Here is a 24,685-nt window from a genome sequence, read left to right as displayed (position 1 = left end):
ATCTGTCGGTGCCGCGATCCGGCGATGCGGCGGCCGTTGAATTTTTGGCGTCAGGCGGCCCGGCCCGAGGAAGGCAGAGCCGAACCGCCTAACGCTGCCCCACGACGGGGACGGGTGAGGCCGGCGGCATGGTCGGCCCGCCGGTGTAGAAGGAGCGCGCAGACGTCGCGGCCAGGAAGTCCGCGACGATCTGGCCCGCCGGCTCGCGGGAGACAGCCGCTGCCGTGCTCTGGAACGGCAGCACCTTGCGCAGCGCGGACAGGGCAGCCGCCGGCGCCGTGCCGAGGCTGCGCTGCGGATCCTGCAGCTTGCGGATATCCATCCAGTTGGACGACATGATGACGTCCTGCGCGAGCAGATGGCGCGTCACGTCGACGGCGTCGCGCGCGCGCTTCACCTTCAGCCGCGTCTCAGCCTGGAGATCCTCCACCGTCGCGACGATCGCCTGGCCTTGCGGCGTCACGGGATTGATCAGTCCGGTGAGCTCGATCCACAGATCCGAATGCAGATAGCCACCCGCCGCCGGCATGGCGCGGATCTGATCGGGCGAAAGCACGTCGCTGGCCTTGATCGCGGTGAAGAAGGGATTGGTGAAGCGATCGACGCGCTGCGTCAGCACCACGCCCATATTGGCAAGGGCGATGGTGAAATATTCGAGCTGATTGGCGAGCGGGTAAGGATCCCAATTAGCGTTCGAGAAGATGTAACCGCTCTTGCCTTTGCTGAGCGGACCGCCCTTCACATAGAATTTCATCATCTGCGGCGTCGCCAGCTCCCAGGAATCGGACGGCTTGAGGCCGGGCCGCACCGCCGGATTGTGATCCGAGCTGTTGATCGAGATGAGCACGGTTTGGCGCAGGTCGGCCAGCGCCTGCCACACCGAACCGGTGCGCTGGGTGGACGCGCGCAGGCTCTCGGGATCCTGGATGATGCGTTTGGGATCGGCGTCGAACAAATAGCTGCCGCGCACCATGTCGAGCACGCGCGCCGCATCCCAGTTCAGCCACGGATAGGGCCGGTTGGATTGAACCGGCATCGAAAGCGGCGTCAGACTGCTGTTCATGCCCAGCAGCGCCATCGCCGTGGCCATATCGGTCCAATCGAGCAGGTTGCCGGCATCGGCGACGAGCAGCGCGCTGTTGGCGACCGCATAGGCGTTGGTGCTGATCAGGGCGCTGTCGTCCGCACCGAACGGCTCCAGCGGCTTGAGGCCTGCCTGACGCAGTGCATCGGCCGCGGCCATGCGCGTGCCCTTATAATAGACCTCGCCTTCGCCGACCATCGCCGCGCCGATATCGCCCATCAGCGCCAGATCGCCTTCGCCCAGGGTGCCGCGGCTGCCCATCACGGGAGTGATCCCGGCATTCAGCAGATCAATCAGCGCCTGGGTGAGGCCCGGACTCGCGGCTTCATAGGACATGGTGTTGACGCGGATCGCCATCATCGCGCGCACGACATCCTCATGATCCACCTCGGGCGCATAGGAACCGAGGCCGCCGCGGCCAAACCGCGCGCGCTGGATCGCCTTCAGCTTCGCGCTGTTTTCCGGCGAGGTCGGATCGCCGGAAAAGATCACCGTCTCGCGCTGATCGCCGGCGCCGCGGTTGAACCAGTAGACGCTGACGCCCTCGGCCGCTGCCTCGAGCAGCAGGCCATAGGCATCCGCCGAACGCTGCCGCGCCTCCGGCGACAAGGCCACTTTCGCGCCATGCCGCGCGATCCGCACGACCTGGTCGATCGTCAGGTCGTGGCCGGTCAGCGTGATCGTCTCGCCGGTCGCATCATAGCGGATCGGCACATAGGCCGAAGCCGCCCAGGCCGGCGTCTGGAATGCGGCGGCCGCGGCGACAAGCAACGCGACGAAAGCCTTTTTCAGCATCATCTCTCTTTTCTCCATGAGCTGCCTCGCAACCCGCCGCCCGAACCGCGACCGCCGGATCTGCCCATCACAGATCGGCGGCCACGGCCATCCGTCAGAGTGACGGCATCAGAAGCGATAGGAGGCCTCCACGCCGAATTCCTGGGGACGGCCCGGCGTGTACCGATCGATACCCATGCCGCCCGAAAGATAGCCCGAGCGGGTCAGCTGGATCACCTTGTCGAACACGTTGGTGCCGTACACGCCGATCCTCCAGGCGCTGTCCCGGCTCGGTACATAATCCAGCCGGAAGCCCACCAGCGCATAGGCCGGCAGATTGCAGGTCGCGCGCTGGGGTGCCGTGGCCGTACCCGACGTATAGCAGGCCGGCTTCTTGCCGATGCCACGCACATCGGCGCTGGGTGTCAGGACGCCATTGGCTCCGACATCGAAATCATAGCTGACCGCCGCGCTGAACTGATATTTCGGGGCGGAATTGACCGGTGTCTCCTTGTCGATCAGAGCGCCTGAGACGATCTTGTCATAGCCCTGCTCCAGATAGGAGCCATTGCCGCGCAGCGTCAGCCTTTCGGTCGGACGGAGAACGAACTCGGCCTCGAAGCCCGCTTCATGGGCCGTCGCCGCGGTCGCGAACTGGCGGCTGGTGATATTCCCGATCGTTACGAGGATCGTGGACTGGATATCGCTATACTTCTGATAAAAGCCCGATGCGCTGATCAGGAAGCGATGATCGAGCAGATCCAGCTTCACGCCGCCTTCGTAGGACCACAGCTTTTCCGGATTATAATTGGACGGGAAACGGCCATCGGCAGGCTGGCCACCGAGTTGCTGGTTGAAGCCGCCGGCATTGTAGCCGTGTGCGGCGGTCATATAAGTATAGACGCTGTCGCTCCACTGGTAGGAGAGCTGGACCTTGGGATCGAAACTGTTCCAACTCTTCGAACCCGACGCGGTGTAAGGCGCGCCCGCGCAATTCGCGAGGCCGCCGAGGAAATCGCCGATGAACCAGCCGCATGTCTGCGTAGCACCGTTAGCATCGACATATGTCGCACCGTTGCCGGCATAAAAGACATAGCTGTTGCCGGATTTGTGGTCGTGCGTGTAACGCCCGCCGACCGTGAGCTCGAGCTTCGGCGTGATCTTGAAGGATCCCTGCAAGAAAGCGGCGAAGCTCTTATATTTCACGTCGGCATCATAAACGTAACCCAGAGGATCAATCCAGTCCGGACCGGTATCCTGAAGAAACGTTGTCTTCTGATTGTAATAATAGAGACCACCGATGAAGTTGAGCCGGCCGTCTATGGCTGATCCACCGAGGGTCAATTCCTGAGAGAATTGCTTGGTCTTGGTATTGTCATACTCGGCATAGATGTCGTCCGGGGCATCGAGCGTCGGCGTGTACCATTCCGCGTGCGAACGTCGATACGCCGTGACCGAATGGATCGCGATATCGTCGGTCAGCGCATAGTTGAGCCGCCCGTTGATGGTCCAGACATCCGTATCGTTGAACGGCCCTTTGCCAATATATCTGTTCTTTCCGGAGTTCGCATCGCCGCCGACAGCCTCGTCCGTGATCGCCGAACTCGTCGGGGCACCCAGCGTAGCGCCGCCATAGACCGTATAGTCTTTGCCGATTATCGGATATTTGTCACAATAGTCTACGGAATGAAGAGCATTGTAATTCTTAGTGTAGCTGTCAGTTCTGCAAGCCGTCGCTATGGTCGCACCGCCATCTGTGTGCGATGCGTTATATTCTCCGAGCAGATCCGCAGTCAGGGCCCCGGACTCCCAGCGAAGCTGTGCACGAACCGACTTGTTGTTGATGTTGCCGCTGCGCCCGTTGTCGAGCAGATGCTTGATGTAGCCGTCGGCATCCTGCGTGCGGAAGCTGACGCGGCCGAACAGCCCGTCGGCCAGCGGCACGTTGAGCGCGCCTTCCAGCTCGACGCGCTTGTAGCTGCCGACCCGGATCTTGCCGTAACCCTCGAAATCATGGGTCGGAAGCTGGGTAGTGAGCAGCACGGCGCCGGCCGTCGTATTCTTGCCGAACAGCGTGCCCTGCGGCCCCTTCAACACCTGCAGCGATGAGACGTCGTAGAAATAGAGATCGTTGCCTTCCTGGCGGCTGACATACATCTCGTTGACGTAGAAGCCCGCCTTGGAGTCGGCGTTCACCTGGTTCGAGGTCTGGCCCACGCCGCGCACGGTAAAGCTGGCGCCCCCGGACAGCAGCGGAACCAGCTCGAGGTTCGAGACGGCGCCGCGTAGATCCTGGAAGTTGCGAACATTCTGCTGAGCCAGATTGTCTCCCGAAAGCACCGTCGCGGAGACCGGTGTCGTCATGAGATTCTCGACGCGTTTGCGCGCCGTCACCAGAATTTCCCCACTGCCCGCGCTCGATGCCTCGGCCGTCGCGTCTGCCGAGCCCGTGGCGGCTGCATCGGCAGCCCACGCCGGATCGGCACAGGCCAGCGCTATGGCGCTGACCGAAAGCGACATGGCAAACAAGCCACGGAACGCGCGGTCACGGTTTCCCTGAAGGTCGATCATGTCGTTACCCCGCCCAGAAGCCAGTCCGGCGAACCCCTTGCTCGCCGGCGGCATCTCTCTCCGCTGAAACTGATTTTCTTGTCGGGAAAGTTACGGGTGGGTCAGCAAATCAGACAAGATAAAGCTTTTGCCCACACAGCCATAAGAGTTCTCGCACATGCAAGGCCGCCGCGGTCAGCCGCTCATGGCGAGCGAGGGCACGCGCTCCTGCGCGCCGCTGGACAGATGCAGGCGAAGCAGCTTCACGAGATCGCGCTCCGCCGGCGTCAGGCTGCGATCGCCGGAATAGATGACGAAGAGGCGCCGGTTTATGGTCGGCTCGACGATCATATGCGCGCTGAGCTCGCCAGCCACGATTTCGGGCATGACCGCCGATGCGGGCAGCACCGTTGCGATCGGCTCGCGCGTGAGCAAGGCGATCAGCATGGTCAGCGCATCGATCTCATGCCGCGGCCGGATCTCGATGCCCGCCGCCCGTGCCGACGCGTCCAGCAGCTGCCGCAAGCCGAACAGGCTGGTCGGCAAGGCCAGCGGAAGATGCGCCAGATCGGCGAGCCTCACCGGCCCCGGCGGCAGCAGCGCGTAGCGCGGGTTGGCGATCACCGCCAGCTCCTCGCTGGCATCGAGGGCGAGTCGCGGCATTTGCGACAGCGCCGTCTCGACGATCGCGAGACCCACGCGGCCGCCCAGCACGAGATTCTGCAGCGTGCCGTTGGGCGCTTCGCGTACGGCCACGCTCATCGCCGGATATTGCTCGCGCAGGGCGAGCACCGCCTCGGTGATTCGGTTGACGAGGTGGCCGTGATGGCTGACCGACGGCAATATGCCGAGGCTTAGCCGGCCGCCCTCGATCAGCGAGGCCGTCGATCCGCTCATCGCCAGCTCGCGCAATCGCCGGTCGAGCAAATTGGTGGCCAGCGCGAAATTGGCGCTCGTCTTCGTTCGGACGAGCCCGAAGGTGCGCCGGTCGAACAGCGTGGTGCCGAGCGAGTCCTCGAGCTTGTGCAGTTGCTGGCTGAGCGCCGGCTGGGCGACGCTGGCCGCGCGCGCGGCAGCCGAGACGCGGCCCAGCTCATAAGCAAGATTGAAGTAGCGGATGCGCCGGCCGGTGAGGATCGGCTCGAACACCGGGCCCGGGCCGCGATCCTCGAACGCGGCCTTCAGCCGATCGACGAAGCGCAGCGCCGTCGCGCTGCCGTCCGTCCGCGCGACCAGCGTTGCAGACAGCGGCGGATCGAGCGGCGTTGCGTTGATCCGGGCGACGCCGAGCCGCGGCGCGATGGCGCTTTCCGGCAGGAGGAAAGCGCAGCCGGAATGCTCGTCGAGCAGTTGCGGCCAGTCCCCCGGGGCGGCGTCCAGCGCCTGGAGCGTCATGCGCCTTGCACGCAGATGGGCCATCAGCTGGTCGACCACCGCGGGCTGGAACGCCGGGACGACCAGCCGCTGCGCCGCCACGGCACCATTGCCGCCCGTCTCCTCGTCCAGTCCGAAATTGCGGCTCACCACCATCCACGGGTCTTCGCGCAACGCGATTTCGCCCGCCGCAGGATCCGCAGTACGCGCCACTGCCTCGACGACGACGCTCGCATCTTCGTCGAACCCGAGCATGTCCGCGCCTGCCGTTCCGAACGCCGCGCCCGTTTCGAGCGGCCATTGCGGATCGACGAGCACCAGCGGCTCCGCCCGTGCCGTCTCCGCCGTCGCCTTGCCAAGCGCCAGCCGGAATTGACCGAAGGCGAAGCGCAGACGCACGTCGACCCGCAGACGCGTGATCGGCGCCTCCGGGCTAGCGGCCACCCGCCGGCAGGCGAAAGCTTCCATCAGGAGCAGCGGCACCGCCGCCCGATAGAGCCAATGAGCCAGCCGCTTGGGCGACAGGCCCGCGCCTTGCTTGCGGAACAACGATCCCCCGAAATCGGTCTCCAGCGCCTTCAGGCTCGCGCTCAACGTCGACGGAGCGATACCGAGCTCCCGCGCCGCAGCACCGAGATTCTCCTGTTCGCATGCGACCACGAAATAACTGAGCGACCGAAAATCGATCATCGACGGATGGGGACCTCCTGCACGATGCCGGACGGCAAGGCTGCGCGCAGCCGGATGTCATGTCAATGAAATATGCCGCAGCGCAACAAGCGGTCCCGAATTGGCTTTGGCGAAACTCCGCGTCCGCGGCAGGCCATGCTGCAGCACAAGCACGATGAATCGCCTATGGAACGCCAATAAAGAAAGTGATGTCCGCCGATCCGCCGTTACGCAGAAGAGTAATCGAGCCCTAGCCAGAAGCGATCCGGAAAATATGGCGGACTATTCAAAAGAAGATCCGTCCATTATTCAAATCCCTAAATCATGCACTGGCGGTCACGAGGTGTACGGAAGCCGGCAAGACTGCTCCGCTCGGCCCCACATAGGGACGCAGCAGTTCCGTAAGTGAACGATGGACCATCGCGCGCAGTTCGGCGCTTGCATCCTTCAGCGGCTCGGCGATCGATCCCGTCATCATCGAAAGCTCGGCCACCTCTTCCGCGGTCGCGCCCGGCCCGCCGATCTTCACGCTGCCCGTCCAGGGCGTGATGCTGACGGAGGAGAATCCAGCGCCTTCCAGCAGGCCGCGCAGATAATCCTCCTCGCTGAACGCAAACGGCCCCGGCGCACGCGGCTCGGGCGGGACGAGGCCGAGCGGCTCACGCGCGGCCTGCATCATCGTCGCCGCCCAGGGGTTGCCGGCGATCGGCGCCCACACCGCGAAATCGAGCCGCCCGCCCGGCTTCAGCATGGCGCGCAGATTGGCCATGGCCGCCGCCGGATCGGCGAAGAACATCACCCCGAACCGCGAGACGAGCCGGTCGAACGGCGCCTGTCCGGGCATGCCGGTCTGCGCGTCGATCGCCGTAAAGCTAATGTTGCCGATGTCGTCGGCTGCCGCGCGGTCCGTCGCGAGCGCGACGAGTGTTGGCGAGATGTCGACGCCCGTCACTGTGCCGTCCGGCGCCACCCGGCCGGCGATTTCGCGGGTCAGGCGTCCGCCGCCGCAGCCGATCTCTACCACCGTCTCGCCGGGGCTGAAGCCGGCATGGGCGAGCAGCGCAGCGCCGATCTCGGTCAACATCGTTTCGAAATGATCGACGTTGCTGGCCCAGCGATCGCCAGCCGATCCTCGCCAGTCCGCAGGTTCGAGCTTGGCCATCGTCGAGCCTTTCGCTGGGTTCATCACATGTCTCCCGCTGCTTGCATGATCCTCGTCATCCTAGCCGGAGTCGCCGTCCTCACCGGATCGCTTCCCCAACACAGCGCCATAAGAAAATCCGAATCGCTCGGAGCGGCAAGCCCCGAAGCCGGATCGAAGCCGGGCAAGCCTGCCGAGCAAACGCCGAGGACACGGCCTCAGCGGTCCGACGGCGGCGATGCGGCGAAACTTATAACGAAATTCGAGAGGCTATATTCGTGGGAATAAAATTTGATTCGTAAGCTCCATGCTGCATAAGCGAAAGATCGGGTTGCTGCAGGAGCGAAGGCGAACCGCTTGATGAAACGCAGGGAATTCCTCTCCTCCTTCGCGATCGGCGTTCCGGCGCTGGCACTCGCTCCAACCGTGCTGCTCAGCGCGTGCGGCTCGGGCAGCGATATGGCGGGCGAGGGCGGCGGGAAGGACGCCACCTTGCGCGTCATCCATACACAAAGCCTCTCCAGCCTCGATCCGATATGGACGACGGCGCCCGGTGCTCGTGAATTCGGCTTTCTCACTTATGATCAGCTCATCGCGGTCGACGATCATTTCGTGCCGAAGCCTCAAATGGCGGAAGGCTGGACAATCGGCGATAATGGCCGATCCTATGTGATCGCGCTGCGCGAAGGGCTCAAGTTTCACGACAACGAGCCCGTGCGGTCGCAGGATTGCATTCCTTCCATTCAGCGCTGGGCAGCACGCGACGGATTCGGTCAGATATTGCTCGAGCAGGTCGACGGATTCGATGTGATCGACGACAGGCACTTCCGCATCCGGCTGAAAGCGCCCTTTCCGCTCCTTCCCGCCGCGCTCGGCAAATCCTCCGCGCCGGCCTGCCTGATCATGCCGGAACGGCTGGCGAAGACCGATCCCACCACCGCCGTCACGGAGGCGATCGGCAGCGGCCCGTTCCGTTTCCTGAAGGATCAGTGGGTCACCGGCTCCAAGGCAGTGTGGGAACGGTTCGACGGCTATGTGCCGCGCAAGGAGCCGGCGAGCGGGCTGGCTGGCGGCAAGATCGCGCGGGTGAAGAGCATCGTCTGGTCGCAGATCACCGACGCCTCCACCGCACTCTCCGCGATCCAGGCCGGCGAACAGGATTATTGGGACTTGCCGCCCGCCGATCTCCAGCCGGCGATGGCCGGCAATCCCGACATCGTGCTCGGTCGGCGGCTCAATGCCGACACCTATTTCATGCTGCAACCCAATCACCAGCAGCCGCCGTTCGACAATCCCGCGATCCGTCAGGCACTGGCGATGGCGCTGGACCAGATGGCCATGATGAAGAGCATCGCCGGCAACCGGCCGGGCGATGCGCATCCCTCGCGCAGCTTCTACGCATCCGAATCGCCCTACTTCACAGAGGCAGGCTCGGACGTGCTGAAGGTCGCCGATATCGGCAAGGCCAGGCAGGCGCTCGCCTCGGCCGGTTATAAGGGCGAGAAGGTGGTGCTGCTGTCCGGCGCCGAGAATCCCGCCGCCGCGCTCGGGCAGATAATCGAGGACGTGCTGCGCCGCATGGGCATGACGGTCGAGCTCGTGACGCTCGATTTCTCCTCGCTGACCCAGCGGCGCACCAATCATGGCCCGGTCAGTGCGGGCGGCTGGAGCCTGTTCGTCACCGGCTGGACTGGCGGAGATATACTCGATCCCGTCGTCCATCCGATGCTGCGCGGCGCGGGGCTCAAAGGCTATGCCGGCTGGGCGGAGGATCCGAAGATCGAGGCCCTGCGCCGGCAATGGGCGCTCGCGCCGGAGGCCCAGCAGAAGCCGCTCGCCGAGCAGCTCCAGATCGAAGCGTTCAAGACGCTGCCCTACATCCCGCTCGGCGCCGTTACTGCCAACGCGGCCTGGCGCAAGACAGTGACCGGTGTGCTTCCCGCGCCTTATGGCGTCTATTGGAACATCGGGAAAACCGCGTGATCATCGAGGCACCCCACCGACATGCCGGACGGAGGGGAGCGACCGACTTTTCATCCCGCGCGCCGATCCTTGCCGCCATGCCGGGGAGTGGCGAAGCGAGTCGCCCGCGATGATCGGATACGCCCTGCGCCGCACGCTGCTTGCGATACCGGTGATGGGCGTCGTCGCGGTGATCGTCTTCAGCCTGCTCTATTTCGCGCCGGGCGATCCGGCGCTGGTCATCGCCGGCGATACCGCCTCGGCGGAAGATATCGCCCGCATCCGCCATTCGCTCCACCTCGATCAGGATCCGGCGGTGCGCTTCGCGAGCTGGGTGTGGCAACTTCTTCACGGCGATTTCGGCACGTCCATCTACAGCGGCGAGCCGGTGCTGCATCTCATCGGGCAACGCGCCGGCGCCACTGTGGGCCTGATGCTTCTCGCGACTCTCTTCGCGGTGACGATCGGCATCACCCTCGGCATCCTCGCTGCCCGCCGAAAAGGCGGTGCATGGGACAGGCTGCTCGCCGGCTACGGCACGCTCGGCTTCTCGCTGCCGCCCTTCGTCATGGCCTATATATTAGCGTTCGTCTTCGCCTCCACGCTGCATTGGCTCCCGGTCCAGGGCTTTCAGCCGATCTCGGCCGGGCCGGGCCCGTTTCTGCGCACCGCGATCCTGCCCGCCTTGTCGCTCGGCATCGTCTTCTCCGCGTTGATCGCCAATGTGACGCGCGCCGCGATGATCGAGGCGATGGGCCAGGATTATGTCCGCACCGCCATCGCCAAGGGCGTCGGCGAACGCACCATCCTTTTCCGCCACGCGCTCAAGAACGCCGCCATCCCGATCGTGACCGTGATCGGCAGCGGCGTGCCGGTGCTGATCGGCGGCACGGTGGTTGTAGAAGGGATCTTCGTCGTGCCGGGCATCGGCGGACTGATGGTGGATGCGATCCTCCACCGCGACTATCCGGTGATCCAGGCAGTCGTACTGCTCTCCAGCCTCGTCTATGTGCTGACCAACCTCATCATCGATCTGAGCTATACGCTGCTCGATCCGAGGATCCGCTATTGAACGACATGTCGACTACGCTCGAACCCATGGTGGTAATCGCCGCTCCGCCGCCGCAGCGCGCGATGCGGATCCGCTTTGCCTTTCGCGGACTGCTGCGCAACCGCCCGCTCGCCGCCGGCGCCGCAATCCTGACGGCGATCCTTCTGCTGGCGATCTTCGCTCCGCTGATCGCCGGACATGATCCACGGGCCGTCTCGGTCGGCGATCGTCTGCTGCCGTGGGGCGCGGACCATCTCCTCGGCACCGACATGCTCGGGCGCGACATCTTCGCGCGCATCCTCTACGGCGCACGCGTCTCGCTGTTGATCGGCGGCTGCTGCGCGCTGCTCTCCTGCCTGTTCGGCACCGTGATCGGCATGATCTCGGCCTCCTCCCGGCTCAGCGACGCGATCGTGATGCGGGTGCTCGATGGGGTGATGTCGATGCCCGCCGTGCTGCTCGCCATCGCGCTGATGGCGATCGCTGGCGGCTCTGCGACCAACGTGATCGTCGCGGTGACGATCGTCGAGACGCCCCGCTGCGCCCGGCTGATCCGCGGCCTCATGCTGTCCTTGCGCGAACGTCCCTATGTCGAGGCCGCGATCGCCGCCGGATCGGGCCAGATCCGCCTGCTCACCCGCCATCTCCTGCCCAGCCTGATGGCGCCGCTCGCCGTGCAGGCGACCTTCATCTGGGCGGCTTCGATGCTGATCGAGGCCGCCCTCTCCTTCATCGGTGCCGGCGTGCCGCCGAGCACGCCCACCTGGGGCAATATGATCGCGGAGGCCCGCTCGCTCTGGCAGGTGAAGCCGGCGCTGATCTTCGTGCCGGCAGCAGCCCTCTCGCTCACCATCCTCGGCGTCAATCTGCTTGGCGAAGGGCTGCGCCAGGCGTTCGACGTGAAGGCGGGGCGCTGAGCGATGGCGTTGATCGAGGTGGATGCGCTCAGCACGCTCTTTCCCTCCGGCGAGGGCGATCTGCGCGCGGTGGACGGTCTCTCTTTCGCGGTGCAGCCGGGCGAGACTGTGGCGATCGTCGGAGAGAGCGGATCCGGCAAGTCGGTCACCGTCATGTCGATCATGCGCCTGCTCGGCGCTGCCACGCGCCACGAGGGCGCGGTTCGCTTCGAAGGCCGCGACCTGCTTGCGCTGAGCGAGGCTGAGATGCGGAAAGTACGCGGCAACCGCATCGGCATGATCTTCCAGGAGCCGATGACCGCGCTCAATCCCGTGCAGACCATCGGCAGCCAGATCGCCGAGAGCCTGCGCCTGCACCGCGGTCTCTCGCGCCGCGACTCGCGCGCCCGTGCGCTGGAGATGCTCAGTCTTGTCGGCATACCGGCGCCCGAACGCAGGATCGACGAATATCCCCACCAGCTCTCCGGCGGCATGCGCCAGCGGGTGATGATCGCGATGGCGCTCGCCTGCGATCCCGCGCTGCTGATCGCGGACGAACCCACCACCGCGCTCGACGTCACCGTCCAGGCCCAGATCCTCGACCTGATCCGCGAGCAGGCGCGCAAGCTCGGCGCCGGCGTCATCCTCATCACTCATGATCTGGGCGTGGTGGCGGAGCTCGCCGATCGCGTGATCGTCGTCTATGCCGGCCGCAAGGTGGAGGAAGGCACCGCCGCGGAGATACTCGACCGGCCGCGCCATCCCTATACGCGCGGCCTGCTGGAGGCGACGCCACGGCTGCGCGGCGGCGGCGGCCATCGCGCCGGCCGGATGACCGAGATCCCCGGCAACGTCCCCGGCCTTGCCGAGATCCTGGCCGGCTGCGCCTTCGAGCCGCGCTGCGCGCACGCCCAGCCCTGCTGCCGCATCGAACGGCCGCCCGAGGTGCCCGTGGCACAGGATCATCTCGTCGTCTGCCGCCGCGCGGAGCCCGTGTCATGACCACGCCGATCCTCGACGTCCACCAGCTCAGGACATGGTATCCGGTGCGGCGCGGGCTGCTCGGCCGGGGCGCGGCCTGGCTGCGTGCGGTGGACGATGTCACCTTCACCGTGATGCGCGGCGAGACGCTGGCGATCGTCGGCGAAAGCGGCTGCGGCAAATCCACGCTCGGCCGCACGATCCTGCGCTTCGTCGAGCCGACCGAGGGCAATGTCTGGCTCGATGGCCATCGCATCACCGAGATGAGCCGCGTCGAGCTCCGCCGCCTGCGCCGGCACATGCAGGTGGTCTTCCAGGATCCCGCTTCCAGCCTCAGCCCGCGCATGCGGGTACGCGACATCATCGCCGAGCCACTGGTCAATTTCGGGCTGGCCGGAGACCGGGCGGCGGTGGATGCGCGCGTCGCCGATCTGCTTTGCCAGGTCGGCCTGCCTCGCTCGGCCGCGGAACGCTACCCGCATGAATTTTCGGGCGGCCAGCGCCAGCGCATCGCCATCGCCCGCGCTTTAGCGCCGGAGCCCGATCTGATCATCTGCGACGAAGCCGTGTCGGCACTCGACACGTCGAGCAAGGCACAGATCGTCAATCTCCTGTCCGATCTCCAACAGCGGCTCGGTCTCGCCCTGCTCTTCATCAGCCACGACCTCGCGGTGGTCGAGCATATCGCCGATCGTGTGGCGGTGATGTATCTCGGCAAAATCGTCGAAATCGGCGAGCGCGCGGCGCTGTTCGAACAGCCGGCCCATCCCTATACGCGCGCGCTGCTCTCCGCCGTGCTCGATCCCTCGCCCGCGCGCCGCCATGCGCGCATCATGCTGCGCGGCGAGGTGCCGAGCCCGATCGACCCGCCAAGCGGTTGCCGCTTCCGTACCCGCTGCCCCTATGCCTTCGATCGTTGTGCGGCAGAGGAGCCCGAACTGCGCGAGCGGCCGAACGGCCAGTCTGCCGCCTGCCACCTGGATGCGCTTCCCGCATTGAGCTGAACGCGTATCGATCCAGCGCCTTCCTCGCGGCAGGTGCAGGGATCCGGTGGTCGAGATGCTTCGGCCCGGCCCTACGACGGCTCCGCAACCCTTGCCAATCGGACCGGAACGGCACGCGTCGAACCGAACCAGATCCGTCAACTCCTTGGAGCATCGTGCGGAAAAGTGGGAACCGGTTTTCCGCAGAAACGATGCGACGGCAAAGGCTTAGAGCAAGCTGGGTGATTCACATATCGCCCAGCTTGCTCTAGGATTTCAGCCTCTCTTTGATCTCGCTCTCCCGCATCGCGTCAGCAAATCGGCGCACCAGACGGACGAGGTCGTCGATCTCGCTTTCCGCCCAATCGGCGAACCCCGCGCGCAGAATGCGCTCGCGTGCGGCGTCGATCCGATCCGTCATCGCCTTGCCGGATTCGGTGATCGCCATCAGCCGCACCCTGCGATCACCGGTCACGCATCGCTCGATCAGCTGCTGGGCTTCCAGTTTGCCGAGCTGCCGGCTCACGGTCGTGTAATCGCGGCCCACGCGATCGGCGAGATCGACCACGCCGATCGGCCCGAACCGCTCGACCAGCACCAGCAAGGGAAACAATGCGCGGTCGAGCCGGATCCCCGCTTCCCGGATCATCATCTCGTCGCGCTGGGGACCGTTCATCATCCCGACGATGTCCAGCACCGCGCCGTGCAGCATTCGAAGCTGCGTGGTTATATGTGTACTTTGCACATTTTTTCTTGTCGGCATGTCTACCCTCATATATATGCATCATACACATATTTCACCTTCGGGAAAGGTCAGCCGATGAAAGCCGCCGTCGTTCAAGCATCCGGGCAAGCCCCCGTCTTCGCCGACTTCGCAGTCCCCGTTGCCGAGGCCGGCGAACAGCATATGCGGGTCTTGGCCAGCGCGCTAAGCCCGCTGACCCGCGGCCGAGCAGCCGGAACGCATTACAGTTCCTCCAGCCTCTTCCCTTTCGTCGCGGGCGTCGATGGCGTCGGGCAGCTGGACGATGGGCGCCGCGTCTATTTCCTTCTGCCACGGGCACCGTTCGGCGGCATGGCGGAGGAAACCGTCGCGCCCGAAGACCATTGTCTGCCGCTTCCCGAGGGGCTCGACGACATGACGGCGGCCGCGATCGCCAATCCCGGCATGTCCTCCTGGGCCGCTCTCACCGAACGGGCCCGTTTCAAGGCTGGCGAATCCGTCCTGATCAACGGGGCCACCGGAGCTTCCGGACAACTCGCCGTACAGATCGCGAAGCATAAGGGCGCCCGCCGGATCGTCGCCACCGGTCGGGACCGTGAGACGCTGGCCGCGCTCCAAGCGCTCGGTGCGGACGCGATCATCCCGCTCTCCGAGGATGCGGACGCTCTCGAAGCCGCGTTCAGGGAGGAATTCGCGAAGGGGATCGATGTTGTGCTCGATTATCTGTGGGGTATGAGCGCCGAGCGCCTGCTGATCGCGGGCGCCAAGAGCAGTGCAGATGGCGTGCCGCTGCGCTTCATCCAGATCGGCAATGCCAGCGGCGCGAACATCTCCCTTCCGGGCGCGGTGCTGCGCTCGTCCGCCATCGAGCTCATGGGAAGTGGGATAGGCAGCGTGCCGCTCGGGCGGCTGATCGCGGCGATCGGCGCCATGCTCGAGGCCGCCGTTGCGGGCGGCTTCTCGCTCGCGACGGAAACGATGCCGCTTGCCGATTTGGACCGGGGCTGGAACGCAGGCGACCGCCGCCGGATCGTTTTCATCCCGAACGGATAATTGGAACGCGCACCCCAGCGCAGAAGAATTCAACGAAAACGGCGGTCCGATAATCGGACCGCCGCCAGGGGAAGCTTGCTCGGACGTTCAGAATGCCATCAGATTGTCGCGGAAATGGGCATGGTCATACCCCTTGCGCGTCAGCTTGCGGCGCTGCAGCTCGGGGACGAGCTGGTCGCAGATCTGCGTCACATATTTGGGTTTGATGTAGCCCGCGATGAGGAAGCCGTCGCCGCCCACCTCCTCCACGATTTCCTTCATCATCGACGCGATCATGTCCGGCGTGCCGACCATCTGGTTGAAGCCGTCATCCGCCGAATGGGTCATGATCTGGCGCAACGTCGCCTGCGGGCCATGCTTGGCGAAGGTCTGCAGCATGGTCTGCATGCCGTTGGTTTTGATTTCCCCGATCGGTGCATCGGGATCGAAGCTGCCGAAATCGATGCCGGAAAGAAAGGACATGGCAGCCATGCCCTTTTCCATATGATGCTTCTTCGCATCGGCGAGCTTAGCCTTCATCTCCGCTACTTCCGAAGGAGAATCGACCACGACCGGGCTTACCGCGAACATGACCTTGAGATCGTCCGGATTGCGCCCGAAACTGGCCGCATGGGCGCGTACGTCCTCGCGATACTTCTTCATGTCCGCCATCGTGCCCGAGGTGGCGAGCACGACATCCGCGTTGCGGCCACTGAACTTGCGGCCGCGTGGCGACCCACCCGGAGCAACGTAGACGGGTCGGCCCTGGGGCGAGCGCGGCACGTTGAGCGGCCCGCGCGACTTGTAATATTTGCCTTCGAAGTTGAGCGTCTTCACCTTCGTTGGATCGATGAAGGTGCCGCTCTCCTCGCACATCACCACCGCATCTTCGTCCCACGCGTCCCAGAGCTGGGAGACGAGGTCGACATATTCGTCCGCCATGTCGTAGCGCAGATCATGCTCGAACTGCTTGTCGTAGCCATAATTTTGCGCAGCGGCGTCGCTCGTCGCGGTCACGATGTTCCAGGCGATGCGTCCATTAGAATAATGGTCCATCGTCGAGAGCGAACGCGCCAGCAGCCAGGGCGGATAGAAGGTGGACGTCATCGTCACGGCGAGGCCGAGACGATCGGTCACCTGCGCGAGATACGGCGTCAGGATCACCGGATCCAGCTTCGGCGTCATCGTCGCGGTGCGCAGATAATAGTCCATGCTGCCCTTGTAGGTATAGGGCACCGCCGACGTATCCTCGAGAATGAGCAGATCGAAGCAGGCGCGTTCCAGCGCGCGGGCGCCGTCCTGGAAAATATCGGGCTTGCTCCAGTCGTAGCCGCGGCTGAAGCCGGGCTCGTTCCAGCCTTGCACGGTGATGCCCGGCCCGAGAAACCATCCCAGATGAAATTCAGCCATCTTTATCCCCATGCATCATCACGACCCGAGAGTGGCACGCATGCCGCAGCTGCGGTCATCGGTTTTTGTGCAGCAAGCGATAATCCGGCTCGAAAATACGCAGCATCTCTTGCGTGTCGCAAGCCATGGCGTTCAAACGGCTGGTGAAAATGCTGCAACGCGGTAGGCTCATTCGATGAACGCGCACCAATCCATCCGTCCTTTCCTCGAATGGCTCGACCGGACAGGCGATCTGTTGCGCGTGCCGGACACGGTCGATCCCTTCCATGAAGTATCCGCCTGCCTTTCCCTTGCCGATCGCGGTCCGGCGCTGCTGTTCGAAGCGGTGGCGGGATCGCCGCTCCGCATCGCGGGCAATCTGCTCGCCGGGCGGGAGCGCATCGCCGCCGCGCTTGGCATCGCACCGGCGGAGATCTCCGAACGAATCCTGCGTTCGATCCGTGAGCCGATATGGCCGGTCAGCGCGACGCACCGCGCCGTGCAGGCGGTCGTCGAGCGCGACGCCCCGCTCGCCGCGTTACCCGTCCCCACTTTCTTCGAGCGCGAGGAGCGGCCGTACATCACCGCCGGCGTCATCCTTGCTCGCGATCCCGAGACGGGGCGCGGCAACGCCTCCTTCGCACGCGTCGGCCTGCTCGACGGACGCACGGCGCTGGTCGGCATCGCGCCCAACCATCATCTCGCCCTCTTCGCCCGGCGCGCTGCGGCGCGCGGACGGCCGCTCGACATCGCGGTCGTGCTCGGCGCGCATCCGGCCATCCAGCTCGCCGCATGCCTTTATCTCGGCGTGGGTGACGACGAGTTGGAATGCGCCGGCAGCCTGCTCGGCGCGCCGGTCGAACTGATCGACGCCCTGACCGTCGACCTGCGCGTGCCGGCCGGCGCCGAGATCGTGCTGGAAGGCCGTATCGACGCAAATGTTTCGGTTCCGGAAGGATTTATTTCCGAATATCATGGCATGTACGAAAATTACGGGCCGGGCGTCTTCGCCACCTTCTCGGCGATGACACGACGCGAGGACGCGATCCTGCAGGTGATCGAGCCCGGCTACCATCGCGAGCACATCTATCTGGGCGCGCTGCCGATCGCCGCCGGACTGCTGCACGGCATCGCCAAAGTGGTGCCGAACGTGCGGGACGTGGCCGTGACCGAGGCGGGCGCCGGCCGCACCGATGTCGTCGTCCAGCTCGACGCGCCCCGACCCGGCCAGGCCCGCCGCGCGATCCATGCCGCCTTCGCGGCGGTAAGCCTCGTCAAGCGGGTGACGGTGGTCGACGTCGACATCGACCCCTGGGATCCGGTGATGGTAGATTGGGCACGGATGAATCGCATGAAGCTGGAGCGCGACCTGATGCTTTTCCCTCACAGCGGCACCGACCGCTCCGAGCCGATGGAGGAAGGCGGCCTCGTCACCAAGGCCGGTCTCGACGCGACCGCTAAGCCGAGCGACCGGGCGGAAGGCATAGAGCGGGCATTGCCGCCGGCCGCCGCCCTGGCGAGCGCCCGGGAGCGGCTGCGCGCATGCATGCCGCGCGTGCCGGCCTGGCTCTCCGCATGACCTGGCTCCATCGATGAGCGTCAACGCCTCGGCTCCGCGCCGGATGATCGTCGGCATCACCGGCGCCACCGGCATCGTCTTCGGCATCCGCGCGCTGGAGATACTGCGCAGCCTCGGCATCGAGACTCATCTGGTCGTGAGCCGCGCCGGCGAAATGACACGCGCTCATGAAACGGACGTAAGCCGCGATGCGCTGCATGCTCTCGCCGACCACGTCCATCCGATCAACGACGTCGGCGCATCGATCGCCAGCGGCTCCTTCCGCACCATGGGGATGCTGATTGCGCCCTGTTCCGTGCGCACCCTCGCCGAAGTCGCGACCGGCGTCACCACCACCTTGCTCACCCGCGCCGCCGACGTCGTTCTGAAGGAACGGCGCAGACTGGTGATGCTGACCCGCGAGGCCCCTCTCCACGCCGGACACCTCAAGAACATGCTCGCGGTCACCGAAATGGGCGGGATCATCCATCCACCGGTTCCGGCCTTCTATCAGCGCCCTCAAACGATCGCGGATCTGGTCGACCATGTGCTCGCCCGCGCGCTAGACTGCTTCGACCTGGAAGTGCCCGGCGCCCGTCGTTGGGGCGAGGCCGAGCAAGAGGAGAAGCCATCTGACAACGGAACGCCGGTCAGAATCCTGCGCTGATGTCGAGCCGCATGGCGACGGCCGCGATCTGCTTCGACTATCCGGTGCGGGCGTCGCAATTCCAGGCGAGCTCACCAACTTCATCGTAACCCGCCGGTCGCGCTTCAAGGTTCCACGCTTCGTCTTGATACGATCCGATCTGCCGCGCACGACGTGCGGCAATATCCGCAAATTTCAGCTGCTCACCGAGTTGGATCTGTCGTCATGCCGGGATCGGGGAGCATTCGCGATTTTACCGTTCCTCGGCAGATGCAGCCCGCGACTGGCTGAGTATATCCCACATCGCGATGAATAGCGCCGCGATCACCGGCCCGATGATAAAACCGTTGAAGCCGAATACTTCTATGCCGCCCAGCGTGGAAATCAGCACGACATAGTCGGGCATGCGCGTATCGTGCCCGACGAGGATGGGGCGCAGCACATTGTCCACCATGCCGATCACGAACAGGCCGCAGAGGACCAGCACGATGCCCTGCCAGATCGCGCCCGTCACCAGCAGATAGATGGCGACCGGAACCCAGACGAGACCCGTGCCGATCGCCGGCAGGAGCGAGAAGATAGCCATGGAGACGCCCCACAGCAGCGCGCCGTGAATGCCGAGCGCCCAGAAGACGATACCGCCGATTGCGCCCTGCAATGCCGCGACGACGAGGCTGCCTTTCACCGTCGCGCGCACCACCGCGATGAACTTGGCCATCAAGGCGCTGCGCTGGTGCGGATGCAGGGGCACGGCTACTTCGACCTTCGCCGCCAGAGATCGCCCGTCCCGCAACAGGAAGAAGCTCAGATAGAGCATCACGCCGAGCGCCATCAGGAACCCGAAGGCGCTTTGCCCGATGCTGAAGGCCTGGGCCGCCAGCGTCTGGAAACTGGCCGCGAATCCCGCCTGCAATCGCGCGCGCATCAGATCGAAATTGGTCAGGCCGAGCCGATCGAACAGATGCACCACCCAGCTCGGCAGACGATGCAGCACCTGCATCACATAGCGGCCGAAATCCACCTCGCCGGCCTGCACCCGCAGATAGACCGAAGACGCTTCCTGAAGCAGCGACGCGGCGAGCACCACCGCCGGCACGATCACCATCGCGACGATGACGAGCAGCGTCAGCAATGCCGCACGGTTGCGCCCCGTCGGCATGAGACGAAGCAGGCGATCGTTGAGCGGCATGAACAGCACCGCCGCGATGAACGCCCACAGCACCGCTCCGAAGAAAGGCTGCACGATCCATGCGAAGGCGATCGATACCGCGAGGACGAGCGCGAGGAACAGATTATCCTCTAGACGGCGCATCGGCTGGCTCCGGCGTGGGGTAAACGAAAGGCGGCAGACCTCGGGCACGACCGGCAAGGCCACGGGGTGGGAAATCGAACAGGGTGGGCCATTCCATAGATGAACGGATCGTAATGATCATTTCCCCCTCATGCCAGCAGGTTCGGCACCCGCTCCTGTGCTGCGGGTGCAAGCCCGATCGCCCGGCCATGGCCGCCGGCGATGCCGCGACCGCTACGATCCTGGGCTGCTATGACAGGGGAAGCAAACGCTTGCGCAGTTCCGTCTTCAGGACCTTGCCATAGGCATTCTTCGGCAGATCCTCGACGAACAGGTAGCGCTTCGGGCGTTTGAATCGCGCCATATGGTCAAGGCAATGGGCATCGATCGCAGCGATCCCGAGGCCGGTGCCAGCGCGCGCGACGATGAAGGCCAGGACATTCTCTCCCCACTCCGGGTCCGGCTCGCCGATCACAGATGCCTGCTCGACATCCGGATGGCGGAGCAGCACTTCCTCCACCTCGCGCGGATAGATGTTGCTCCCGCCGGAGATGATCACGTCTTTGGCGCGATCGGTGAGGGTCAGCAGCCCATCCTCGTCGAAACGGCCGATGTCGCCGGTATGCAGCCAGCCATCAACCAGCGCGGCCGCCGTGGCGGCCGCATCGCCCCAATAGCCCATCATGACGGTCGGACCGGCTACCCGGATCTCGCCCGGCATGCCGCAGGGAAGCTCCACCCCGTCCGCGCCGACGACCTGCACGTCCATGCAGGAAAATGGCAGGCCGACCGAACCGAGACGCTCTCGCCAGCGGAGATGGCAGCGATCGCTCACCATGGCGCGCGGCAGATAGGTGATCGTCATCGGCGTCTCGCCCTGGCCGTAGATCTGGACGAAACGATCGCCCATGACCGCGACGGCCCGCTCTATGTCGGCGGAATACATCGGGCCGCCGCCATAAACGATCGTTCCGATCCCGACCGGCGGCTCCTGCGCTTCCTCGACCTTTTCGACCAGACGGCGCACCATGGTGGGCGCTGCGAACAGCGAGAGGGGGGCAAGCCTGCCGCCCGCGCCGAGCGCCAGGATCTCGTCCGGATCGAAGCCGCCCGACACCGGCACGACATGCGCGCCGCCGACCAGCATCTGCGGGACGGCATAAAGCCCCGCGCCGTGCGACATCGGCGCGGCATAGAGCATGGCCCGCCGCGCCGTGTCCGGATCGACATGAACGACATAGGCATGAGCCATAGCCAGAAGATTGCCTACGGACAGCATCGCACCCTTCGGGCGGCCCGTGGTTCCCGAGGTATAGAAGATCCAGGCCAGATCCCCGGACGCACGCGGCACCGCACCGGCCGCCCGAGCGCCCGCAACCGGGCTGGCGAGATCCTGCTCGCCGGTCCGGATCACCGGCACCCAGCCGATCTCCGCCGGGGCCCCGGCATCGGCGAAGATCAGCCTCGGCCGCGCGTCGGCGACGATCGCCGCCACCTCGTCCGGATGCAGCTTGTAGTTGAGCGGCACGACGACGGCGCCCGCCGCCCAGATCCCGAACATCGTCTCGATATAGGCGGGGCTATTCGCCATCCACAGCAGGATGCGATCGCCGGCCTTGACCCCGCGCGCGGCAAGGCCGCCTGCGACCGTCAGCACGCGCCGCGCCAATTCCGCATAGTCGGCGACCAAGCCGTCGCCCAGGAAGAGGGCTGGCGCAGCCGGTGTCGTCCGTGCCCGCACCAGAAGCAATTCCGCCAGATTCATCGGCCCATCATCATTCCCGGTCCTCGCCCGCCTCGATGAGGACGGCCGGCGTCGGTGCATCCTGCCCCGCAGCCCTGCGCCATACGCGGCTTATGCCCATAGTGGTAGCGCCCCGTCAGCTCCCGGTTCTCGGGCCAGCCTACCGCTTCGTGCACGCCACCCAGCGCGCGGCCTCGCCCGAATGGCTGAACGGCGCCCCAAGCCATATCGGGGCCGGCTGCTCTCCCTCTTCGCGCGGGCACCGGTAGCTGGTTGATGACGCTTTTGCCGCCCCGCCCACCGACTTGCCGGGAGTGGAACATTTCGCCGCTGATGAAATGGCCAGGACGCTCTGCTAGGCGTTACGCGGCAGCATCGTGGTATCGGAGAGAAAATGGACGCATTCATCGTCGGCTGGGGACATACGCGGTTCGGCAAGTTCGACGGGCTCGATCTCGAAGCCCTGATCAAGGATGCAGCGTCCGCCGCGCTCGTCGACGCCGGTATCGCCGGCGAGGATGTCGATGCCGTATGGCTCGGCAATTTCAATTCCGGCCTGGTTCCCGACGGCTTCTGCTCATCGATGATCCTCCATGCCGATCCCGGGCTGCGCTTCAAGCCGGCGATCCGATGCGAGAATGCCTGCGCCTCCGGCAGCGCCGCGCTATATTCGGCGCTGGATGCGGTCAACAGCGGACGATGCCGTGTCGCCCTGGTGGTCGGGGCGGAGAAGATGACCGGGCTCGACACCGCCGGCGTGACGAAGGCGCTCGGCGGCGCGAGCTACCAGGCCGAGGAAAGCGGGACGAGCTTTCCGCAAATCTTCGCGCGCTTTGCCGAGGCTTACGCGCAGAATTTCGAGGATCCGACCGAAGCGATGGCGCGGATCTCGGTCAAGAACCACGCCAATGCGATGCGCAATCCCCTCGCCCATCTGCGCCGGCCGGTCGATCTCGATTTCTGCCTCGCCGTATCCGACAAGAACCCCGTCATCGCGCCGCCGCTCAAGCTGAGCGACTGCTCGCTGATCTCCGACGGCGCCGCGGCGGTGGTCGTGGCGCACCGCTCCCGCCTTCCGGATTTTCGCCGCGCTGTCGGCTTCCGCGCCGCCGAGCTGGTCAGCGACCTGCTGCCGCTTTCCGCCAAGCGTCCCGAGCGGTTCGAAGGGCCAGCGGTGGCGATCGCACGCGCTTATGCCGCCGCAGGTGCGACGGTCGACGACATCGGCGCCGCCGAAGTCCATGATTGCTTCACCATCGCCGAGCTGCTGTCAGTTGAAGCACTGGGCCTGGCGAAACCCGGCCAGGGCTCGGCCGTCGTCCGCGAAGGGCAGACTGAGCGGGACGGCCGGCTGCCGATCAATCTTTCGGGGGGACTCAAGGCGAAAGGCCACCCGGTCGGCGCGACCGGCGTCTCAATGCATGTGATGATCGCCCGCCAACTGCTCGGCGAGGCGGACGAGATGCAGCTGGCCAGCCCGCCCGAGCTCGGTCTCTGCCTCAATCTCGGCGGCGGGGCGGTGACCAGCGCGGTCTCCATCCTCGAAGCGGTCAAAGCATAAGCGCGGGATACAGCCATGCCGGATCCGCTTCCGGGGAGAGAGGCGTCGGCCGGAACGTCGATCCGTTCGCTCGAAGCGGCCCTTCAGCAGGGCAGTGGTGGCGAGATGCGCTGCTCCACACCGAGCGGTTCCGGCGCAGAGTGCGGCAAAACCGGCTCGACCGAAAGCGAGAGCGAATCGCTGCGTGGCCGCTGGGTGAGAACCCATTGCGAAAGCCGATCGAAGGGCAGGCGCGTCACGAACGCCATGCCTGCACATCCGTGCCGACGCCAACGGATTCTGGCCTGGCATTCCGGAAGGCCATCGACGAACAGGCTTAGCGGCATACCGATGCGCAGCGTCGGCAGATCGCTTATCTTAGCGCCGGCGAGCGAGATGTCGTAGAGTTCGACCGGGTGCCGATCGCCGTGGACGTCGATGCTGCCTTGCGACTGCAGCTCGAGCCGCACCGATTCCGCAAGCCTGTCGCCATCGTCGCCGCGGCGCTGCCGCGCGAGCAGCTGATCCAGTGCGACGGGTCGCAGGAAACGCACAAGCGCCAAATCCTCGTGAAGCCGCTCGACCGATCCAGCCATTAATTCCGAAGACCGCAAGCCGATCGCCACCTGCTGATCCACCTTGAGCGGTGTGGTCGTGCACAGCACGATGCCGCCCGGCGCGACAACGCGCACGAGACACAGCGACTGCACCGTTTCGGTGAGCAGCTTGCCGATCTGCAGCATTGTACGCCGCTCGGAGACGTCGCCGAGCAACGGGTCCGCCATCAGCGCCAGCCTTGTGCTTCCATCGTCGCCGGACGGATTCATCCCTGCCTCACCCCATGGTGTCGAGTGCAGTCTTTCCGCTGTTGCCCGACCAGATGGACACCGTAGGACCGGTGTTCCTATCGACCCGTTTGATCCTTCCATGGTTTTCGGGTTTTAACAAGTTACTACCAGCCATGATTAACGGATATATTATTATCCTGACCGGCCGTCCGCGCGCGGCTCAACGAGCCGCCGTCAGGGTGCTCCGTCTGGGAAAGCGGATGCATCGGGCAATGCTGCCAAATGCAGGGCCGACACAACACGCAAGTCAGCCCGTTGTGGATTCCTGACATTATTTCGAAGAATTGACCTCATCTTGCGCACCCATTCGCACATATATAACATGAAAATGCGCAATTCTAACAAAAAGTTCATGATTATATTACTTACGCCATTAGAGATGGTCTATTTGGATATAGCCATAATATAACCTATTATTGAGCGCAAAAGATCGCGAAACTTGGTATTA

18 protein-coding genes are annotated in these 24,685 nt (G+C 64.9%); 9 read left to right on the top strand and 9 right to left on the bottom strand.

Features of this window, described 5'->3' with window-relative positions:
* Positions 1-88: 88 nt before the first annotated feature.
* The 4 genes from GQY20_RS17420 to GQY20_RS17405 all read right to left on the bottom strand — a co-directional run bounded on the left by GQY20_RS17420 (position 89) and on the right by GQY20_RS17405 (position 7,637).
* Positions 89-1,879: an aromatic amino acid ammonia-lyase gene (locus GQY20_RS17420; protein WP_198351032.1), complete on the bottom strand. Its 1,791-nt coding sequence runs from the start codon at positions 1,877-1,879 to the stop codon at positions 89-91.
* A 108-nt stretch (positions 1,880-1,987) separates the two neighbouring features.
* Positions 1,988-4,429 (bottom strand): TonB-dependent receptor, encoded by a 2,442-nt coding sequence (locus GQY20_RS17415; protein WP_232476121.1) that lies wholly within the window; start codon positions 4,427-4,429, stop codon positions 1,988-1,990.
* Between the two features lie 174 nt (positions 4,430-4,603).
* On the bottom strand, positions 4,604-6,472 hold the full coding sequence (locus GQY20_RS17410; protein ID WP_157218405.1) for a LysR family transcriptional regulator: 1,869 nt from the start codon (positions 6,470-6,472) through the stop codon (positions 4,604-4,606).
* 301 nt (positions 6,473-6,773) lie between these two features.
* Entirely contained in the window at positions 6,774-7,637 is an 864-nt protein-coding gene (locus GQY20_RS17405; RefSeq protein WP_157218404.1) for a class I SAM-dependent methyltransferase, read from the bottom strand.
* Between the two features lie 315 nt (positions 7,638-7,952).
* Here GQY20_RS17405 and GQY20_RS17400 point away from each other — a divergent pair, with 315 nt between their 5' ends.
* The 5 genes from GQY20_RS17400 (at position 7,953) to GQY20_RS17380 (ending at position 13,486) form a co-directional block, all read left to right on the top strand.
* Positions 7,953-9,575 carry an ABC transporter substrate-binding protein gene (locus GQY20_RS17400; RefSeq protein WP_157218403.1) on the top strand — a complete coding sequence of 541 codons (1,623 nt, stop codon included), beginning with the start codon at positions 7,953-7,955 and terminating at the stop codon, positions 9,573-9,575.
* Between the two features lie 109 nt (positions 9,576-9,684).
* Positions 9,685-10,626 (top strand): ABC transporter permease, encoded by a 942-nt coding sequence (locus GQY20_RS17395; RefSeq protein WP_157218402.1) that lies wholly within the window; start codon positions 9,685-9,687, stop codon positions 10,624-10,626.
* A 5-nt stretch (positions 10,627-10,631) separates the two neighbouring features.
* Complete coding sequence (locus tag GQY20_RS17390) at positions 10,632-11,522, top strand: ABC transporter permease (RefSeq protein ID WP_157218626.1); 891 nt, start codon at positions 10,632-10,634, stop codon at positions 11,520-11,522.
* Between the two features lie 3 nt (positions 11,523-11,525).
* Complete coding sequence (locus GQY20_RS17385) at positions 11,526-12,503, top strand: ABC transporter ATP-binding protein (RefSeq protein WP_157218401.1); 978 nt, start codon at positions 11,526-11,528, stop codon at positions 12,501-12,503.
* Positions 12,500-13,486, top strand: coding sequence for an ABC transporter ATP-binding protein (locus GQY20_RS17380; RefSeq protein ID WP_157218400.1), 987 nt, complete (start codon positions 12,500-12,502; stop codon positions 13,484-13,486). The genes GQY20_RS17385 and GQY20_RS17380 overlap by 4 nt, the downstream gene beginning before the upstream one ends.
* Before the next feature lie 247 nt (positions 13,487-13,733).
* Here the strand turns inward: GQY20_RS17380 and GQY20_RS17375 are convergent, their stop codons facing one another.
* On the bottom strand, positions 13,734-14,177 hold the full coding sequence (locus tag GQY20_RS17375) for a MarR family winged helix-turn-helix transcriptional regulator (RefSeq protein ID WP_232476120.1): 444 nt from the start codon (positions 14,175-14,177) through the stop codon (positions 13,734-13,736).
* A gap of 195 nt (positions 14,178-14,372) precedes the next feature.
* Here GQY20_RS17375 and GQY20_RS17370 point away from each other — a divergent pair, with 195 nt between their 5' ends.
* Positions 14,373-15,242 carry a quinone oxidoreductase family protein gene (locus tag GQY20_RS17370; RefSeq protein ID WP_232476119.1) on the top strand — a complete coding sequence of 290 codons (870 nt, stop codon included), beginning with the start codon at positions 14,373-14,375 and terminating at the stop codon, positions 15,240-15,242.
* An 87-nt stretch (positions 15,243-15,329) separates the two neighbouring features.
* Here the strand turns inward: GQY20_RS17370 and GQY20_RS17365 are convergent, their stop codons facing one another.
* Positions 15,330-16,631: an NtaA/DmoA family FMN-dependent monooxygenase gene (locus tag GQY20_RS17365; protein ID WP_157218397.1), complete on the bottom strand. Its 1,302-nt coding sequence runs from the start codon at positions 16,629-16,631 to the stop codon at positions 15,330-15,332.
* Between the two features lie 175 nt (positions 16,632-16,806).
* Between GQY20_RS17365 and GQY20_RS17360 the strand changes: the two genes are divergently transcribed.
* Complete coding sequence (locus GQY20_RS17360; RefSeq protein WP_157218396.1) at positions 16,807-18,189, top strand: UbiD family decarboxylase; 1,383 nt, start codon at positions 16,807-16,809, stop codon at positions 18,187-18,189.
* 13 nt (positions 18,190-18,202) lie between these two features.
* Entirely contained in the window at positions 18,203-18,835 is a 633-nt protein-coding gene (locus GQY20_RS17355; protein WP_157218395.1) for a UbiX family flavin prenyltransferase, read from the top strand.
* Positions 18,836-19,067: 232 nt separating this feature from the next.
* Here GQY20_RS17355 and GQY20_RS17350 read toward each other — a convergent pair whose 3' ends face one another.
* Both GQY20_RS17350 and GQY20_RS17345 read right to left on the bottom strand, forming a co-directional pair.
* The gene (locus GQY20_RS17350) at positions 19,068-20,126 is read right to left on the bottom strand and encodes an AI-2E family transporter (RefSeq protein ID WP_157218394.1); all 1,059 of its coding nucleotides are present in this window, start codon (positions 20,124-20,126) and stop codon (positions 19,068-19,070) included.
* A 229-nt stretch (positions 20,127-20,355) separates the two neighbouring features.
* Positions 20,356-21,870 carry an AMP-binding protein gene (locus GQY20_RS17345; protein ID WP_157218393.1) on the bottom strand — a complete coding sequence of 505 codons (1,515 nt, stop codon included), beginning with the start codon at positions 21,868-21,870 and terminating at the stop codon, positions 20,356-20,358.
* 373 nt (positions 21,871-22,243) lie between these two features.
* Between GQY20_RS17345 and GQY20_RS17340 the strand changes: the two genes are divergently transcribed.
* Positions 22,244-23,410 carry a thiolase domain-containing protein gene (locus tag GQY20_RS17340; protein ID WP_157218392.1) on the top strand — a complete coding sequence of 389 codons (1,167 nt, stop codon included), beginning with the start codon at positions 22,244-22,246 and terminating at the stop codon, positions 23,408-23,410.
* Between the two features lie 83 nt (positions 23,411-23,493).
* Here the strand turns inward: GQY20_RS17340 and GQY20_RS17335 are convergent, their stop codons facing one another.
* Positions 23,494-24,132, bottom strand: a complete 639-nt coding sequence (locus tag GQY20_RS17335) for a PilZ domain-containing protein (RefSeq protein WP_157218391.1) — start codon at positions 24,130-24,132, stop codon at positions 23,494-23,496.
* Between the last annotated feature and the right edge of the window lie 553 nt (positions 24,133-24,685).

The organism is Flavisphingomonas formosensis (assembly GCF_009755815.1).
GTDB classification, from domain to species: domain Bacteria; phylum Pseudomonadota; class Alphaproteobacteria; order Sphingomonadales; family Sphingomonadaceae; genus Flavisphingomonas; species Flavisphingomonas formosensis.
Note: the sequence above shows the minus strand (reverse complement) of the source record. Positions and strands in the feature narration are given on the sequence as shown.

What these genes read in the sequence shown, in the direction of transcription:
- GQY20_RS17420 (WP_198351032.1), bottom strand. Translation starts at nt 1,879, where the DNA reads ATGCTGAAAAAGGCTTTCGTCGCGTTGCTTGTCGCCGCGGCCGCCGCA.
- GQY20_RS17415 (WP_232476121.1), bottom strand. Translation starts at nt 4,429, where the DNA reads ATGATCGACCTTCAGGGAAACCGTGACCGCGCGTTCCGTGGCTTGTTT.
- GQY20_RS17410 (WP_157218405.1), bottom strand. Translation starts at nt 6,472, where the DNA reads ATGATCGATTTTCGGTCGCTCAGTTATTTCGTGGTCGCATGCGAACAG.
- GQY20_RS17405 (WP_157218404.1), bottom strand. Translation starts at nt 7,637, where the DNA reads ATGAACCCAGCGAAAGGCTCGACGATGGCCAAGCTCGAACCTGCGGAC.
- GQY20_RS17400 (WP_157218403.1), top strand. Translation starts at nt 7,953, where the DNA reads ATGAAACGCAGGGAATTCCTCTCCTCCTTCGCGATCGGCGTTCCGGCG.
- GQY20_RS17395 (WP_157218402.1), top strand. Translation starts at nt 9,685, where the DNA reads ATGATCGGATACGCCCTGCGCCGCACGCTGCTTGCGATACCGGTGATG.
- GQY20_RS17390 (WP_157218626.1), top strand. Translation starts at nt 10,632, where the DNA reads ATGTCGACTACGCTCGAACCCATGGTGGTAATCGCCGCTCCGCCGCCG.
- GQY20_RS17385 (WP_157218401.1), top strand. Translation starts at nt 11,526, where the DNA reads ATGGCGTTGATCGAGGTGGATGCGCTCAGCACGCTCTTTCCCTCCGGC.
- GQY20_RS17380 (WP_157218400.1), top strand. Translation starts at nt 12,500, where the DNA reads ATGACCACGCCGATCCTCGACGTCCACCAGCTCAGGACATGGTATCCG.
- GQY20_RS17375 (WP_232476120.1), bottom strand. Translation starts at nt 14,177, where the DNA reads ATGCTGCACGGCGCGGTGCTGGACATCGTCGGGATGATGAACGGTCCC.
- GQY20_RS17370 (WP_232476119.1), top strand. Translation starts at nt 14,373, where the DNA reads ATGCGGGTCTTGGCCAGCGCGCTAAGCCCGCTGACCCGCGGCCGAGCA.
- GQY20_RS17365 (WP_157218397.1), bottom strand. Translation starts at nt 16,631, where the DNA reads ATGGCTGAATTTCATCTGGGATGGTTTCTCGGGCCGGGCATCACCGTG.
- GQY20_RS17360 (WP_157218396.1), top strand. Translation starts at nt 16,807, where the DNA reads ATGAACGCGCACCAATCCATCCGTCCTTTCCTCGAATGGCTCGACCGG.
- GQY20_RS17355 (WP_157218395.1), top strand. Translation starts at nt 18,203, where the DNA reads ATGAGCGTCAACGCCTCGGCTCCGCGCCGGATGATCGTCGGCATCACC.
- GQY20_RS17350 (WP_157218394.1), bottom strand. Translation starts at nt 20,126, where the DNA reads ATGCGCCGTCTAGAGGATAATCTGTTCCTCGCGCTCGTCCTCGCGGTA.
- GQY20_RS17345 (WP_157218393.1), bottom strand. Translation starts at nt 21,870, where the DNA reads ATGAATCTGGCGGAATTGCTTCTGGTGCGGGCACGGACGACACCGGCT.
- GQY20_RS17340 (WP_157218392.1), top strand. Translation starts at nt 22,244, where the DNA reads ATGGACGCATTCATCGTCGGCTGGGGACATACGCGGTTCGGCAAGTTC.
- GQY20_RS17335 (WP_157218391.1), bottom strand. Translation starts at nt 24,132, where the DNA reads ATGCTGCAGATCGGCAAGCTGCTCACCGAAACGGTGCAGTCGCTGTGT.